The following is a 15,392-nucleotide window of genomic DNA, read 5'->3' on the forward strand; positions in this document are numbered from 1 at the left end:
TTTATCTCACCTCTCTATCTGCTCAATTCGACAAATAGGAGGGTGATTCCTTTTATGGTAATAAAATAACACTTTCTAATAAAGGTGTTTAATCTATAGTTTTAGATAATTTCCTTACATTAAAATATATATCTAGGTTCTCACCGATAAATTCACCATCATCAACAATACTTGCTTTTGATGAAACGTAGATACATTCATAAATCTCGTCTTTGATTTCTAATGATAAAGAATCTGTTGTTTTGAGTAATTGTAATAAATCAACATGATTTTTTCTTTCATACTCATAAAACATTTCGTTACTAGCGTTGTCGTAAAACCTCATTGTACCGAAGTCATAGTAATCTTTATCTTCTTCTAAGATTACTAAAAAATCGTTATGCTCACCACTATCTGGAAAAGGAATTATTGAATTTAATTTGTAACCTTCCTCTTCTTGATGATAATTGACATAATCATTAATATCTGTTGCTTTTTTATCAACTAATTTAAAAGGTTCATCACCACCAGTAGTTGAATATCTTTCTATAATATATTTCATAATTTCATCCACCTTCCTTTATAACTACTCAATTCGACAAGTAGGAAGGTAATTCCTTTTATGGATAATACCCATAATAAAAAGCCACACTGATTATTTTTTAACAACTTATTTAGAAAAGATTAAACCTCATAATACTTATTTGTAGTTTTATTAGAATATATAATTAATTCTTCAGCAAATTCTTGTTCTACAATTTTAAAGATAATTTCTGAGCAATAATTTCTGTGATCTAAGGTCGTATAATATAGCCACAGTTTAAAGTAATCTTTATTCTCAAAGTCATCAATAACACTTATACTTATAGAACTTTCTCTATACTCCTGATGATCAAAGGATTCAATAGATTCTTCCACACCATAATTAGTAACCACTATTTTATTTGTATTATGATTAATAATTTCAAATGATATAAAGTCCCTTCTACTTATGAAATTTGAAACTTTAAAAATTGGTAAAAAACTCTTTTCTCTTTCTTCTTTTTGTTCTATATACATTTTATAATTTAAATCTGTTGCTTCCTTGGTAATTTTGGCAGTTTTTGCAACATATATAACGGAAACAAGAACTATAATCGGTGATATTACAGATACTCCTATCATCATCCAATCTGTCCAATCTCTATTATTCATAGTGCTTAATATCTCAATCCAATCCTCTTTTTTCACTTCTAATAACCTACCTTTTTATCATATATAATTATATATTACCATAGGTATTTTACATTTACAGGATAAAGAAGGAAATTTTATGTGCGTGAAAAAAGTGATATGGTAGGGGAACTTTTTAAAATTTAGGGGTATCACGTATCTATTTGGATATTAATTACAACAAGGTATTAGAACTGTGGTTCAACTCTTATCTAAGTATTGATTGATTTATCGGCTATTGTTCCATAATTACTATTATAATACCGAAGAAGCATTATTATAAAATCAATTTCATCTTCACCAAACTTTGTTATTTTATCATCCATTTCCTTAGCAGTTGCACGAATATTACTTTTCACAAATTCTTAAAGAGATGGTTCTAGTTTTGATGTTTCACTACTGGGGAAAGTCATTCTACTTTTTCTTTCTTTTTGATAACTTCTACTTAAATCGTTAATTTAAGATTAGCAATTGAAATATGGAAAGAATCAATTAACACTAATATGTGCCTTTAAAAAAACTCTAACGTGTGTTATAAGTTTTTTTCAAATTAATTATTGATAAAAAGGAATATTTAGCTATTCACAAAAAAGGCTCTTACTATAAATAGCAAGAGTAATTTTATTGTTAACTCACTAAAATTCATAAATTAACTAAACATTTATACCAAAATAATACAATTGAGAACAATAAAAGTTCTTTTTTCCATCCTTTAAAAATCGGAAATTTAGAATTCTTATCCTTTAATGAAATTATTAATAGAGTAAATTTTTTTCTATTAGTTTTAGAGCAATTTTGGGATGTTTATCCAACAATCTTAAAATTTCTTCTTCCGATAAGTGTATTTTTTCCAAATTTTTTATTTCGTTTGATTCATAGATATTTTTAGTAGACACTTCCCTATTTCTATCTTCATTCAAATTTTTGTTTTCTAAGGCTTCGGAAATCTCCTCCTCAATTTTATTTAACTCTATTCGCAGACGTTCTATCTTATGTTTATCTCTTCGTAAGTAATAATTGACAGTATCTTTATTACTGTGACCAAGAAGATATTTTATATCTGAAATATTGACCCCCCTCTCATCCAGGAGACTTGCAATCGTTGCTCTGAATCCGTGAGGTGTCACACGTTCTGCTCCTTTCCAGTCTAGATAATCACAAATCTTATCCGTGATGCGATTTAATTGTTTATTCTGAAGGGGAAGTCCTTTCAATCCAAACAATAGAGAATCCTCAGGTATTAACTGGTAATTCTGTATATGTTGTTTTAATAGAGTTAATAAACGAGGTGGTAATGGGAAAAATTGAACTTTATGCTTGCTATTAACAATCCCTGATTCATAATGTAATAGCTCCTGCTCATACAATACATTTTTCACCTTCAGTTTTGTTAAAGCCTCATTGCGAAGTCCTGTATAAAGCATAACTTTAACAGTTAATTCAACATCAATATTTTCTTGTTTAAAAGTATTTATAACTTGATGAACTTCTACCAATTGTTCAAAATTCATGATTGGTGAATGATACTCTGTAGCACCTACAGGAACACTGATGGCTTTGAAGACATTTGAATGGATGACTCCTAAATCTTTATAAAATTCCGTTATACTAGATAAACTTGCTATTCGCCTTTTTATTGTTGCATATGAAATCTTTTCTTCCCCTTGATCTTTAATCCATTTCTGAATGAAATGTAATTTTGTTTGTCCAAGTGTAGGTTCAATTTTTTGATTTAGACAATATTTTTCATATGCATGTACATCATTAAGGTAACTTTGAAAGGTAGTTTCAGACCAATTCCTAAACGGCTTCATCAAATGTAAAGACTCTCTAAATAAACTTGTAGGATGTATTAAAATTTCATCCGATATACTATTCAATTAATTTTGTCCTCCTTTATTCTTATATTTTTTCCTTCATTTTTTCTATTACGTACAACTTTCAAACTCTTCCCCCACAATTGGGGTAAAATTAATTTCTTTGGTATTAACAGCCCTAGTAAAAAAACAAAAGGGAAACCAAATGATGGTCTCCCTTTAATCTTATTTATTATATTGAATTTTATAGATTGGATTTACAAAAGGAAATTCATTTTTAATAAGTGAATCCTTGATATCTTCATCATTATACCCGACAAATATCTTGAAGTAATAATAGGGTACAACAGATGGATATAAAAAACTTACCCATTGATAATCATTTTGTTCAAAAATACTTAATAGAGATTGTTCATTCCTAGTGTTTGGATTTACTAAATCTACAATTACTATATTGCTCCTATTTTCTATTCTCAAATATAAAAGATTACCTTGTATGTTTACGACATCCCCCTGAATTCTCCTCTCAGAAGTAAAAATAATTTTTTCTTTAAATCTGTCTACATCGTTTTTATTATTTTGATTACGATCATCTAAGTGATCAAAGTTATGACTATCCCATTTATTGATCACTTGATCTTTTTTTACCCAAGAAAATGGAACGCGATGAATTATTCCAAACAAAGCTAATGTTTCAACTCCAATTCTTCGAGTTGAAGGATGTAGCAAATCAGTTATGGTCGATTTTCCACATTCTAAAAGTTTCATCAGTTCGTCTTGAGTAAATCTCATCGATTGAAATAAAGCCATTCTACGATTTGTAGCACTAAGCTTATAAAGTAACTTTGAAAAAAGTTGACGATTATTTAGATATAGCCAGACCGATTCCGGCCACGTGACTACTTTGCCTCTTTTATCATGCTTTTCCACAAATTCATGTTCTGTGATTTTGCTATCTAAGAATTTATTCACTTCATTCATTAAATATAGAGCACTTTCATTAGTTACTGGTTTTTTCGGCATTATTTATCACCAGTAATATCATATAAAGTGTCCATGTTTCAGAACTACTTTAGACCAAGTTTGGTCTAAAATCCACCACAATAATGGTGCTTTCTAATATATATCTCCATATCCTCGCTGACAAAAAGACTATATGTGGGGCATACGTTTGATTGTTTGTCATAATTGAGCACAATTGTATCAAAGAAAAAAATATTATTCATTCACCCCACCCCCTTTCAATTTTGATAGGAATAGGGATAAAAAAGAATTCAGATTGATTTTCCTTAGTATTTAACATCCATGTTTTTTAATAATTTCACAACGAAAAGGAGTTATACAATAATGTCCAATAGAAACAATTTTAGTAAAAATCAAGAGTTTATTAATTATATATTCGATAGTAATTTTGAAAGAAATATGAAAGATCTTTCATGGAATGCTTCTTCCATGACAAATTTGTCACAAAAAAGTATAAATTCTCCACCTTCTAGCTACACTGATATTAAGTCCTATTCAACAGAAAGTATGGTAGTCATATTGAACACGTTATATCAAATAGAGTGGAAAAAGCACCAACATTACGAATATATAGGTCCTGTTGGAATAAACGAATTAATCCTACAAAAAGTACTAAATTCAATTGGACCTAATACACTAATTAATTATTTGAAGGCAAAAAAGCAAATTGATCCTAAGACCTTTTTTCTTCATTACAAACTAGTAAGTGAATTTCTTGAACATTGTTCATTTTGCCTAAATAAGGCACCTTCAAACATCAATGATTCTGATTTGTATGACATAAGTCTTTTCACGGAATTTGTTTCAAAAAAGAAATTACCAAATTTTAAGATTAAACAGCTTAGGATAATTTACCAACAGATTTTTCCATACGAAGATAAATTGTGTTCCTTAAATCCAGTTAAAAAATCTGAGAAATTTAATCACGTTCTCTTAATTCGCCACTTAGACGAACTAAGTAAATGTATTACTAAAGAACATCTAAGAAGAAGAAAACGAGATTATCTTAATTTTTTTAATTGGTTAATTTCTGTTTATTATGAGTTTGAAAGTTATTGTATAAATTCCATCCCGATTCATTTGATTACTAAGAATCATCTAGAAGCGTATAAAGAATTTCTAATAAGACAATCTAAGGAAGGTTTTTATAAAAAGCACACCATAAGTGATACATTCTATAATATTCGTTCCCTGTTTGCATCTTTATATCAGATGAAACTGCTGCCACAAAATATTACTAGTGATTTAAATGGAATTAAATACGAAAATTATAAATACCGTGATTTACCAAGTAATAAACATTTATCTGATTTTTTCAATGCAGTGATGATTTATACACCTGATCCTATAAAATTTCAGATAGCCTACAAATTAATGCTTTATTTAGGGCTCAGAATAAAAGAAGTTGCATTTTTAGAGATATCAAATATTAATTTAGCTACTCAAACTGTATCTTGTAGAGGAAAAGGCGGTAAATATGATATTCTCCCCTTACCCAAGCCGTTGTTAGATGATTTAAATTCCATTACTAATCTCAATGAAAAATATCTTTTTTGTGATAAACCTTTATCATTCAAAGCTAACTTGTATCATTATTACAAATTGATAAGCTTTGTTCTAGACTGGGACTTCCCAGGCGGTGTTCATATATTTCGTCATCTGTATATAACTAAATTATCTCTATTTCCTAATCTTCCACCACAGATCATTCAGGCATTAAGCCGACACGTTCGAACAGAAACAACAAGTTTATATATCCATCGAAATAATAATTCTTTAAATAATGCAATAAATAATCTTAATTATTTTTAAAGGAGTAAATGATTATGCCCATCAGAAAACCAGAAGGATCCCCTATCAACAATGCTAGAGTTGAACTCCAGATGATTCTAAGTAATTATGGTCCCGAATTACTTGAACGTATTGTCAATGAAATGGGACTTGCTAAAGAAGTATCTAAAGTAAATATAAAAGAAAATGCAACTTTAGAAGAAGCTATCGAATTTTACCATTCTAGTTCATCATTTCTTAGATTAAGCAAATCATCTAAGGAAACATATGCATCAGAATTAGAGCAATTCAAATCATTCGTCACAAAAGAACTTAAAAAAAATGTAACTCTCCAAAATTCTGCAGAGCCAATAGTATTAGTAAAATATTTACGTGCCTTTAAATCTTCTAATACTAAAGCAAAGAAGTCTGCATTCCTTCGTTCTTTTTTTAGATGTGTATTTAAACAGTTCTTAAACCAAGATATAACATCTATTAAAGAAGTTTTAAAGTTAAAATGGACAAGTGACAACTTGCCAAGAGCATTTACAAAGGTTCAACTAGCTGAAATTATTGGCTTGTCTCAACTTTTTAGTAATGAACTTCGAAACTACACTATCCTATGGACCTTTTTAGGAACAGGAATTCGTTTAAATGAACTGATAAATCTTCAGATTAAAGATATTGATGCGAATACTCAAACAATAAAAGTTATACCAAAAGGGCATGAGGGTAATAAAATGGAAAGGAAAATCAGTCGGATCGCTCTGCTCATTTTATTAGATTATATAAAATTCAAGTACGATTATTTATATAGTAGTCTGACCGAAACTAAATATAAAAATCTGTACATTTTTTCAACAACTAATGGTAGTACTGCAATAAATAAAAGAACCATACAACATATGATGAAGAAATTAATTGATAAAGCAAGTTCAATACCACAAAATGAGAAAAACCGTTACAGTGTTCATACTCTAAGGCATTGTTTTGCTATTTTTGGATTAGATTCTGGTATTGATATTTATACATTATCCAAACTTCTAGGTCATGAATCAATAAACTCTACATCTGTTTATTTAAAACTATTTGATAATCAATTGGTTGAAGCGATAGAAAAGCATCCATTTGCTCAAGAAGAAAAAATAAAAATACAAAAAAGGATCAGCAATGAATTATGAAACAAATATTACTGGATTCAGAATATTATAAATCATGGGAGAAATATTCTTACCTAAAGCCTATTTCAATTCGTACGTACACTGTAGAGCTAAAGAAATTTGAACAATACTTGAGTAACTGTGGTTACCAAGGAGATTTAGATTTTGATAATTTTTTCTTCTTTGAAGAGTCTAATGAGTATGCTCCTATTGATAAAGAGTTTATTGATAATTATCTTGATTACTTGAGAGATGAGCTAAGTGCTAGCAATCATATTTTATATGATAATATCGTATACCTGAGAAATTTCTTCGGATTCCTAAAAAGTATGAATAAAATTAAATCTAATCCTATGGCTTATTATAAAAATAATTACTATGAGAGAAAATTAGTAGATCGATCTTTGTCAATTAATGAATGCAAAAATGTTTTAAGAGCTGCATTAAAAAATGATCCCTTTTTTAGACAAGACTATACTTTATTACTTTTAATGATGACAACAGGATTACGAAATAGAGAAGTTAGATATATTTGTCTAGATCAAATTTGTTTTGAAAGAGGTGTAATCATAGTTGATCGAGGGCAAAAAAAATCTGCCAACGTAGTTTATATGCCAACCTCACTCAAAAATGAGCTTAACCGTTACCTATCACACCCTACTTTTAAGGAGTGGTCAAAAAACGGAAACCAACTTATCTTTTTCAAAGATTCAAAAATGTTAAGTTATGATAAATTAAATAATTTAATTAAAAAAATCTCACAAGATGCAGGAATAACTAGAAATGTTTCCACTCACACATTTAGACATACAACGGCTTACCTTATGCAAACAGCTGGGATTGACATCTCCATAATCCAAAGGCAACTAAGACACGTTTCAATTGCTACCACACTTAGATATTTACCCCCAATGAGACAATTCAATACCTTAGTAAATGAAAATGCATCAGATACAGAGGTAGAAGATTAATTGGAGTATTTATATTCATTTGAAGTTTGTGATTACTTACATTAATTCCACAGAAGTGACTTTTTTCTAATACTTTTAACGAAGAGTATTATTTATTAGGGATTTTTGGGTACATCCAATCTGACTAAAGAGGAATAGTCAATTTTCTGTGAGGAACAGATAACCTGAGAGGAACAGGTCAAGATAAAATAATACTAACATAAATTTCTAATTTATAAAATATTTGAATTAGGAAAAAACCAGAGGAAAACTAAAACTAGTTGTTTATCAAAAATTATCTGATGAAAAACTAAGTTGTATTGCTGCAAGCTTAGTAATAATTTTTAGTCATAATATAATTTAGCTAAGCTAACTAAATTAAGAGAACCAAACTTTCTCTGAATAACAATTGGATAAGTACTATACACAAATTCAATTTTCTCAAACCGATTGAGATAATTTGTCTATTCTATCACCTTGTCCAAAATTTCCTAATCTTTCATAACTAATTAAATCAAAATCTAACTGTTCAAAATCAAAGTATATTTTTAATACAATTACTTGTTTAGGTGAGTCATATATAAATAAGGAGTTAAATGATAAATAGAAGTAAAGATATTTAAAAAAATATTGTAAAAAATGATTAAAAAAACTATATAAAGAAATAATAAAAAGAGTTATGGTAACAAACATAACTCCCAATGACGCATCGTATAATTCTGTTCCCCGCTCAAATAATTATAGGAAGTTAAAAATAAGTCGATTTTTGTTAACCCTTAATTTATATTATGTAAACTAAAATTTATTTTAACATTCGAACGTTCATATACTACCCCTTTGATGTCGAAACATTTTAGACAAGAATATCTGGGCTTTTAATTAGATTATCACTAAAGAGAAAATTAAAACTAGAATGCCATGACTTTCATGTCCTTCATGTCCAGGTTCAGGTTCAGGTTCAGGTCAAAAATGATATTGAAAATAAAAAAACAATAAATTATTTTAAATTAAATATAGATAATTATCTCATTTAGTGGTATTTGAACTTTAATTTGTTCATCTATATAATTCAAATGTTCCGATAGCATTACGAATACCCGACTTCGCTTAGTATAGATTTTTAATTGGTGATCACTAATTTTATCAAATAGTCCATCTCGTTTAAAAAGCAATTCAAATTGAATATATTTTTTACATATACTTGCTCCCTCCTTTCCTTTTCATCACTCGAACGTTCGTTTGTATAATAAAAGAATATTTAAACTTGACTGTGAATTTTCCCCATTGTTAAATGTAAACAACACCCCCATCTAGAATATGAAAGGTGTTGTTTCTCTTCTAATAATCTAAGAGCTTTCTTTTTAACTTTGAATTGACTGTAAAACTCTTCCTTCCTTTAATTTTTCAATAGCTAATAAAAAATTACAGTAACTTTCTTTTCCGTACACTTCTTTACTACTTTTAAAAAAGTTGTTGAACATATAGGTTTTTGCTTGTTCTAAAGAATAAGATCTAGCTTCCATAACCAGTTTTAGATAAGAAATAAAATATTCTTTAGACAAATTAGACCCATTATTTACAGTCAAATAGCTTCACCCCTAACATTTAGACGCTTCCGTTCCGCAACATGATTGAGAAGAACTTTGTGGAGTTAAATTAATACTACATACACCAGTTTCCGGTAGATCAAGTTCAACCTTTTTAGCTGATTCAATGTCACCCGAAAGATGAGCCACAATAGATCTCACTTGCTCATAACCGGTAGCCATTAAGAATGTTGGAGCTCGACCATAACTTTTCATTCCAACTATATAGAAGTCTTTTTCTGGCTGTCTTAATACCTCTTCACCATGAGGTCGTACTGTTCCGCAACTGTGAAGGTTGGGATCAATTAATGGAGCAAGTTCTTCCACGCTCTCTGTAGCAGTATCTATACTAAGTCTGATTTCTCTTATAAATGAAAAGTCTGGACGGCTGCCTGTATTTGCAATGATTTCATCAACTGGAGAAATTGTTACTGCACTGCCTTCTGATTCCCCAGCAATTCCGATTCCATCGTTTGTCTTAGTTAATTGGTGAATAAGAAAAGGAGAATAGACTTTTACATGACCAGCATCAACCAATTGATGTATGCGACTACCTAATTCACCTCTTGCTTCAAGAGCATCTTTATCTTCTCCGCCGTACGCATCTTTTACGTTTTTCTTTCTCATTATCCAAGTAATTTCCACTTCATCATTTAACTGTGATAATTCTAAAATTGTGTTAATGGCTGAATGACCGCCACCTACAACTGCAACTTTTTTGCCTTTGTATCTTTCCTTATGCTCTCCCTTAATATCAGGAATTCCATAATAAATGTGTTGTTTTAATTCTCTTTCTTCTTTTGTCCAAATACTATCAGCATTTATTGGATTTGGTTGTGACCAAGTTCCTGTAGCATCTATGATTGCCCTTGCTTCTATTCTTTTTGACATCCCATTCTGTTCAATGTATATAACAAAGGCCGAATTTTCACGATTTGCAGTCTTCATTTTATCTAACCCTTTTTTACTAATCGAAACAACTCTTGTATTCAGTGATAAAAAAGGGTGTATTTCAGGTAAATTTGCTAACGGGTTTAAATACTTGTTTACTAATTCACTTCCTAATGGAAGTTGATCTAAAACAGGTGCAATCCAACCATGATTTTCTAGAGTTTTTTTAGCTATCTTATCGATGTTGTATTGCCATGGTGAAAATAACCGCACATGTCCCCAGTTTAGAATATTGCTACCAACACTATCACCTGACTCCAGTAGAATAAACCGTTCACCTTTATTAGCTAGATGGGCAGCAGTTGCTAAACCTACAGGGCCGGCACCTATAATAGCTATTGGTAATTCCTTGTTTGAAGATGTTGTTACATCTACATTTGTTTTTGCAGCGGGTGCGCAGCATCCCCCAGTGTTTACTTGTTTCAGTTCAATGTTATTCATTCTCTTACCTCCATAAATTTTTAGTTGTATTACCAAATATTAAATTGTTTATTAATTGCATTTTGCAAGTAATGTATATTTTTTTAAGCAAGACTTACTCTTGCTTAAAGTAGAGGTGTACAGCAAACGCTTGATTTGGACATAGCTTGATTTAGTAATTTAATAGAACGAATTACGGTTTCTCTTTCAAATTCGTTCATATGGGAGAATACTTCCTCTAAATAAGCATTCATCGATTCGTCAATGGTTGTAGCTACAAATTTCCCTTGTACTGTAAGAGATAAAATATATACTCTTTTGTCAGTTGAGGAAGGAGTTTTCTTTACTAATTCCATTTTTATGAGTGTCTGGATTTGTCGACTAAAAGTCGTTATATCCATTGCTATCGTTTCAGCAATTTGTTGCATGGATGGTGATGTTTGTTTATCTATTTCATAAAGAATGTGACTTTGTACGGATGATATTTCCACGGCTCCGATTGAACAACAATTTTTATTAAGAAGTCCAAACCTACGAGTAAGCAATTGAAATAGTTCACGTTTGTTTTCCATGTTTTCACCTCTTATATAATATATACAACATTTACTTGCAATGTGCAACAAATAACTTTAAAATTTCATTAAATACTTTTTATTATTTAAATTGGGGGAATCGGACATGACTATTTTGGTTAGAAATGCTAAAAAGGATGATTGGGATGAAATTAAATATATTTATGAAGCTGGGATTTCCACAGGTTTAGCTACATTTGAAACCAAAGCCCCCACCACTTATGAACAATGGGTCATAAAAGCTCATCCTAATTGTATTCTAATTGCACATGACGAAAATAAAGTTTTAGGTTGGTGCAAAATTACACCGATTTCAGATCGTTTGGCTTATGCAGGAGTAGGCGAAGTTAGTGTCTATGTTCATCCTATTGCACAAGGCAAAGGTGTTGGTAATTTCCTCTTGAAAAATTTGATTACTCTATCTGAAGAGCAAGGTTACTGGACTTTACAGGCTTCAATTTTTAGGGAAAATAATAGCAGCGTTTATTTACACAAGAAAAATGGTTTTAGAGAAGTAGGAATACGAGAAAAAATAGGGAAATTAAATGGTAAATGGAGAGATAATGTATTATTAGAGAGAAGAAGCAATTTAGTCGGATTAGAAGAAAATTATTAAGTTATTTTCACAAACCAATAAAGTATAAGAATTTCTGCTGAATTAAAAGAAAAGAATCCATTATGGGCTAACTTAAATGGATTCTTTTTTTAGTTTAATAACTCCAGAATAGAACACTTTGCAATTTAATTTAAACGATCAAGATAATGCAATAACTTTTTCACAACATACTGCGCGTCTTTCCCCACCCCTCTTAAGGTGGCAGAAGCAAAGGAACGTTGCCCTTCCATCCCCACATAATAGAGACCGGGAACTTCGCTTATTCCCGCTACATGTGACGGCTTTCCTTCCACATCCAATGCTCCAATGGCTTGAAGATATGGAAACTGTGGTCTGAATCCCGTAGCGTATATTACTGTATCAACCGCTTCTTTTATTCCGTTTGGCCATATAACGCCATCTTCATAAAAAGAAATAAACATTTGATGTTGATCTGGTTTTCCTTCAGCTAATTGCTGTTTGTATTGGCCTGTATCGTTCACAGCGCTTGAACTTGGTCCAGTTTTTCTAAACCTCCAAAATGGAAAGGTATCAAAACCGATTAGTTTTATCCAAAAATGCAAATCCATGCCCAATACACGTTGTTTAACAAACTGTACAGGTCGTAATACAGCTAAGGACACTTGACTCACCTCTGCTAGCTCAACTGCAATTTGAATAGCAGAATTACCACGCCCCACAACAACAACTCTTTGATTTATAAATGGCTCTGAATTTCTGTATTCGGAGGAGTGAAGAGTTAGACCTTTAAATGCATCCTGCCCAGCTATATTTGGTATGAATGAATTGTTAAACGAGCCAGTTGCATTAATGATAGTTCGTGAATGAAATGTATCCCCTATCATCGTACGAATCGTAAATCCTTCTCTATCTTTTTCAACAGATTCAACACGTTGGTTGGTTTCAACTTTTAATTGAAATCTCCTCTTGTATTCTTGTAAATAACGAACTACCTCATCTCTCCTCGGATAACGATCTTGTTCTCCTGGGAATTTCATACCTGGCATTGAGGAATATACTGCCGGTGAGAATAGTTTAAGGCTATCGTAATAACGTGGCCACGAACCACCTACCTGATTGCCTGCTTCCAAAATTAGATATCGTAACCCTTTTTTCTGTAAATGATAGCCAGAAGCAAGACCTGCTTGCCCTCCTCCAATGACAATAGAATCTAATATACCTTTCACATAGACACTCTCCTTTTTATTTGTATTTTACAAGTAATTTAAAAGAGAATTAATGTATAACATTTGAGCAATGGTGTTATTTTAAAATAATTTGATATAGTGTAAAGAGGCAGGTGAGCGATATTTTTATTTATTACAGGGCTTTAAACTAATATCTATTTAAAAATAACTATGCTATCAATTTTTCTCTTAAGATATTTATACTTCATTTATTTGCATTATACAATAATTCGTTATAAATAATAAGATTGATTGGATGTATTTACAATTAAAATTAATAGAAATGAGCTGGGAAATATATCTCCAAGCTCATTGTAATTCCCTGTCCGTTATTTACTAAAGCACTCGTTAGTTGAAGAAGATAATGACTATACTACCTATTGATAAAAGAAAAACCGTATTCAGTCATTAAAAATCCACATATTAAATTCCTCATTTTGTTCTTGTAAATACCATCCTGATTTATAATAATAATCATTTAAATAGGTATCAGTCGGACATAGTGAAATGATAGGTACATCATTTATCGTTTTTAACATCTTTTTTAATAACCCTTGACCGCGATAAATTTCACTAATCGCAAATTGGTATAAAGATATTTTTTTTTGTGTTTTTTTTCGGTAAAACCGAAATGCCCCTACTACTTGACCTTCTACTATTGCCACTATCATTTGCTTTCTTCTTATGGCTGCTATAACTCCAAGAGGACATAAAAACTCTTCAGAATAAACCGCACTGTTATTGCGGTCTAAATTTTCGTTGAAGAACGACACAACTTCAGATATATGAGTTGGATTTGCTAAGGCTATCTGCATATTTCTCTCCCATTACCGCTTTTTAAGACAAAAGAGATTTATATATTTCTCCTATAATACCTTCCAATTGATGAACACCCAATTCTGCATTCGTCATTATGACCGCACCTTTCCCTAAATACGGAAACGCCACCATCATACATTGAAATCCCACACCCCAACCGAGAGAGGTAATTTCTAATTCTTTTTCAGAGCCCTCAAGAAACATTCCTAATCCAGTCCAACTTTTACCTCTTTGTGGGGTTATCATCCCCTTTGCTAAACTTTCCGAAATGCCAACCTTGCTTTCACCTTTTACAGCATTCATTAACTCTAGAACTAATGCAGCTAAATCCAAAGAAGTTGTCCATAAACCAGATGCAGCAGGATAAGGATATATAGGATATTTCCCCTCTACTAATTCACCGTTTTTGTTATGACCACAAGAAACATTTTGTCTATCCACTTCTAACATTGTTGTATGGAATTGGCTATTTGCCATTCCTAATGGTTCAAATATTTGCTCATTCATAACTTGATGAAACGGTTTTTCCGTAACATCTTCTATCAGTTGCTGAATGATACAAAAACCTGCATCTGAGTAGTGGAATTCACTCTCTGGTTCGCACTTCACGTCAATAGGAACTTTACAGTAAGGAGTTTTCCCCTCAAATATTTCAACCATCGAAGGAATCCCTATATTGGAATTCAGTTCAAAAAAACTACCTTCAGGGTCTTTAATTCCAGACTGATGACTTAGTAAGTTTCTCAATGTAACTTTTTTATTTTTAGTAAAATCATTTACTGGCACTTTCCACGATACAAGACTTTCATTTGCATCAATATCTAAATTAAAAAGTCCTTCCTCTACTAACTTCATAGCAAGCATCCCTGTTAAGAACTTACTAATCGAACACGCACTAAAACTAGAATCTTCATTTACTTTTCTATTGCTTTCCACTTCTAATAAGCCATAATTTTCTGTTCCACTAATTTTACAGCCCTCAAGCAATGTGATACTTAAACCTGGGACATTATAATGTTTCATTCGTTCTTCAATGTTAATGTTCTTTAATTTCACAATTATCCCCCTTGTTAGTATTATGAAATAAATTATAACACGAATATATGTTCTATTATAACTATTTGAAAAATTAATTTTTCTTCATGCTGCGTTAGTTCAAGTGTAACATTTCATACTGGATCACCGAAATCTACTTAATATTTTCCACATAAAAATAGACCATCGAAAAATGGTCTATTTTTACAAAAGCATTCGTTAGTTGAATAAGAATAATTTATAAATCGGGTGAAGGTTGAAATTCAATTGATTTTGCTTGATACATTTTGTCACG

The 15,392-nt window shown here is 30.9% G+C and carries 14 protein-coding genes; 4 read left to right on the forward strand and 10 right to left on the reverse strand.

Annotation, left to right across the window (positions count from 1 at the left end):
• Window positions 1-88: 88 nt before the first annotated feature.
• The 4 genes from AM499_RS06890 to AM499_RS06905 all read right to left on the reverse strand — a co-directional run bounded on the left by AM499_RS06890 (window position 89) and on the right by AM499_RS06905 (window position 4,031).
• A complete protein-coding gene (locus tag AM499_RS06890) occupies window positions 89-541 on the reverse strand; it encodes a hypothetical protein (protein WP_053589507.1) in 453 nt (150 codons plus the stop codon).
• 122 nt (window positions 542-663) lie between these two features.
• Complete coding sequence (locus tag AM499_RS06895) at window positions 664-1,209, reverse strand: hypothetical protein (protein ID WP_053589508.1); 546 nt, start codon at window positions 1,207-1,209, stop codon at window positions 664-666.
• Window positions 1,210-1,946: 737 nt separating this feature from the next.
• Window positions 1,947-3,071, reverse strand: a complete 1,125-nt coding sequence (locus tag AM499_RS06900) for a tyrosine-type recombinase/integrase (protein WP_053589509.1) — start codon at window positions 3,069-3,071, stop codon at window positions 1,947-1,949.
• A 162-nt stretch (window positions 3,072-3,233) separates the two neighbouring features.
• Window positions 3,234-4,031: a hypothetical protein gene (locus AM499_RS06905; protein WP_053589510.1), complete on the reverse strand. Its 798-nt coding sequence runs from the start codon at window positions 4,029-4,031 to the stop codon at window positions 3,234-3,236.
• A 324-nt stretch (window positions 4,032-4,355) separates the two neighbouring features.
• On the opposite strand from AM499_RS06905, the gene AM499_RS06910 reads away from it, so the two are divergent.
• Genes AM499_RS06910 through AM499_RS06920 form a run of 3 tightly spaced genes read left to right on the forward strand, consistent with a single transcriptional unit; the run spans window position 4,356 to window position 7,932 of the window.
• Complete coding sequence (locus AM499_RS06910; protein WP_053589511.1) at window positions 4,356-5,843, forward strand: tyrosine-type recombinase/integrase; 1,488 nt, start codon at window positions 4,356-4,358, stop codon at window positions 5,841-5,843.
• A gap of 14 nt (window positions 5,844-5,857) precedes the next feature.
• On the forward strand, window positions 5,858-6,982 hold the full coding sequence (locus AM499_RS06915) for a tyrosine-type recombinase/integrase (protein WP_053589512.1): 1,125 nt from the start codon (window positions 5,858-5,860) through the stop codon (window positions 6,980-6,982).
• Window positions 6,979-7,932, forward strand: coding sequence for a tyrosine-type recombinase/integrase (locus AM499_RS06920; protein WP_053589513.1), 954 nt, complete (start codon window positions 6,979-6,981; stop codon window positions 7,930-7,932). Before AM499_RS06915 ends, AM499_RS06920 begins: the two co-directional genes overlap by 4 nt.
• A gap of 1,340 nt (window positions 7,933-9,272) precedes the next feature.
• Here the strand turns inward: AM499_RS06920 and AM499_RS06930 are convergent.
• From AM499_RS06930 to AM499_RS06940, 3 genes are all read right to left on the reverse strand, one after another.
• Complete coding sequence (locus AM499_RS06930; RefSeq protein WP_053589515.1) at window positions 9,273-9,497, reverse strand: hypothetical protein; 225 nt, start codon at window positions 9,495-9,497, stop codon at window positions 9,273-9,275.
• A 12-nt stretch (window positions 9,498-9,509) separates the two neighbouring features.
• Window positions 9,510-10,889 carry an NAD(P)-binding domain-containing protein gene (locus AM499_RS06935; RefSeq protein WP_053589516.1) on the reverse strand — a complete coding sequence of 460 codons (1,380 nt, stop codon included), beginning with the start codon at window positions 10,887-10,889 and terminating at the stop codon, window positions 9,510-9,512.
• A gap of 104 nt (window positions 10,890-10,993) precedes the next feature.
• Complete coding sequence (locus tag AM499_RS06940) at window positions 10,994-11,440, reverse strand: MarR family winged helix-turn-helix transcriptional regulator (protein WP_053589517.1); 447 nt, start codon at window positions 11,438-11,440, stop codon at window positions 10,994-10,996.
• 106 nt (window positions 11,441-11,546) lie between these two features.
• Between AM499_RS06940 and AM499_RS06945 the strand changes: the two genes are divergently transcribed.
• Window positions 11,547-12,056, forward strand: coding sequence for a GNAT family N-acetyltransferase (locus AM499_RS06945; RefSeq protein ID WP_053589518.1), 510 nt, complete (start codon window positions 11,547-11,549; stop codon window positions 12,054-12,056).
• 125 nt (window positions 12,057-12,181) lie between these two features.
• On the opposite strand, the gene AM499_RS06950 is transcribed toward AM499_RS06945, so the two are convergent.
• From AM499_RS06950 to AM499_RS06960, 3 genes are all read right to left on the reverse strand, one after another.
• A complete protein-coding gene (locus AM499_RS06950) occupies window positions 12,182-13,243 on the reverse strand; it encodes a flavin-containing monooxygenase (protein ID WP_053589519.1) in 1,062 nt (353 codons plus the stop codon).
• 401 nt (window positions 13,244-13,644) lie between these two features.
• Complete coding sequence (locus AM499_RS06955) at window positions 13,645-14,058, reverse strand: GNAT family N-acetyltransferase (protein ID WP_053589520.1); 414 nt, start codon at window positions 14,056-14,058, stop codon at window positions 13,645-13,647.
• A 22-nt stretch (window positions 14,059-14,080) separates the two neighbouring features.
• On the reverse strand, window positions 14,081-15,118 hold the full coding sequence (locus tag AM499_RS06960) for a serine hydrolase domain-containing protein (RefSeq protein WP_053589521.1): 1,038 nt from the start codon (window positions 15,116-15,118) through the stop codon (window positions 14,081-14,083).
• Between the last annotated feature and the right edge of the window lie 274 nt (window positions 15,119-15,392).

The organism is Bacillus sp. FJAT-22090, assembly GCF_001278755.1.
Classification (GTDB): domain Bacteria; phylum Bacillota; class Bacilli; order Bacillales_A; family Planococcaceae; genus Psychrobacillus.

Bases quoted from the DNA above. Each gene is read 5' to 3' on its own strand.
- AM499_RS06890 (WP_053589507.1), bottom strand. From the start codon at position 541: ATGAAATATATTATAGAAAGATATTCAACTACTGGTGGTGATGAACCT.
- AM499_RS06905 (WP_053589510.1), bottom strand. From the start codon at position 4,031: ATGCCGAAAAAACCAGTAACTAATGAAAGTGCTCTATATTTAATGAAT.
- AM499_RS06910 (WP_053589511.1), top strand. From the start codon at position 4,356: ATGTCCAATAGAAACAATTTTAGTAAAAATCAAGAGTTTATTAATTAT.
- AM499_RS06915 (WP_053589512.1), top strand. From the start codon at position 5,858: ATGCCCATCAGAAAACCAGAAGGATCCCCTATCAACAATGCTAGAGTT.
- AM499_RS06920 (WP_053589513.1), top strand. From the start codon at position 6,979: ATGAAACAAATATTACTGGATTCAGAATATTATAAATCATGGGAGAAA.
- AM499_RS06935 (WP_053589516.1), bottom strand. From the start codon at position 10,889: ATGAATAACATTGAACTGAAACAAGTAAACACTGGGGGATGCTGCGCA.
- AM499_RS06940 (WP_053589517.1), bottom strand. From the start codon at position 11,440: ATGGAAAACAAACGTGAACTATTTCAATTGCTTACTCGTAGGTTTGGA.
- AM499_RS06945 (WP_053589518.1), top strand. From the start codon at position 11,547: ATGACTATTTTGGTTAGAAATGCTAAAAAGGATGATTGGGATGAAATT.
- AM499_RS06955 (WP_053589520.1), bottom strand. From the start codon at position 14,058: ATGCAGATAGCCTTAGCAAATCCAACTCATATATCTGAAGTTGTGTCG.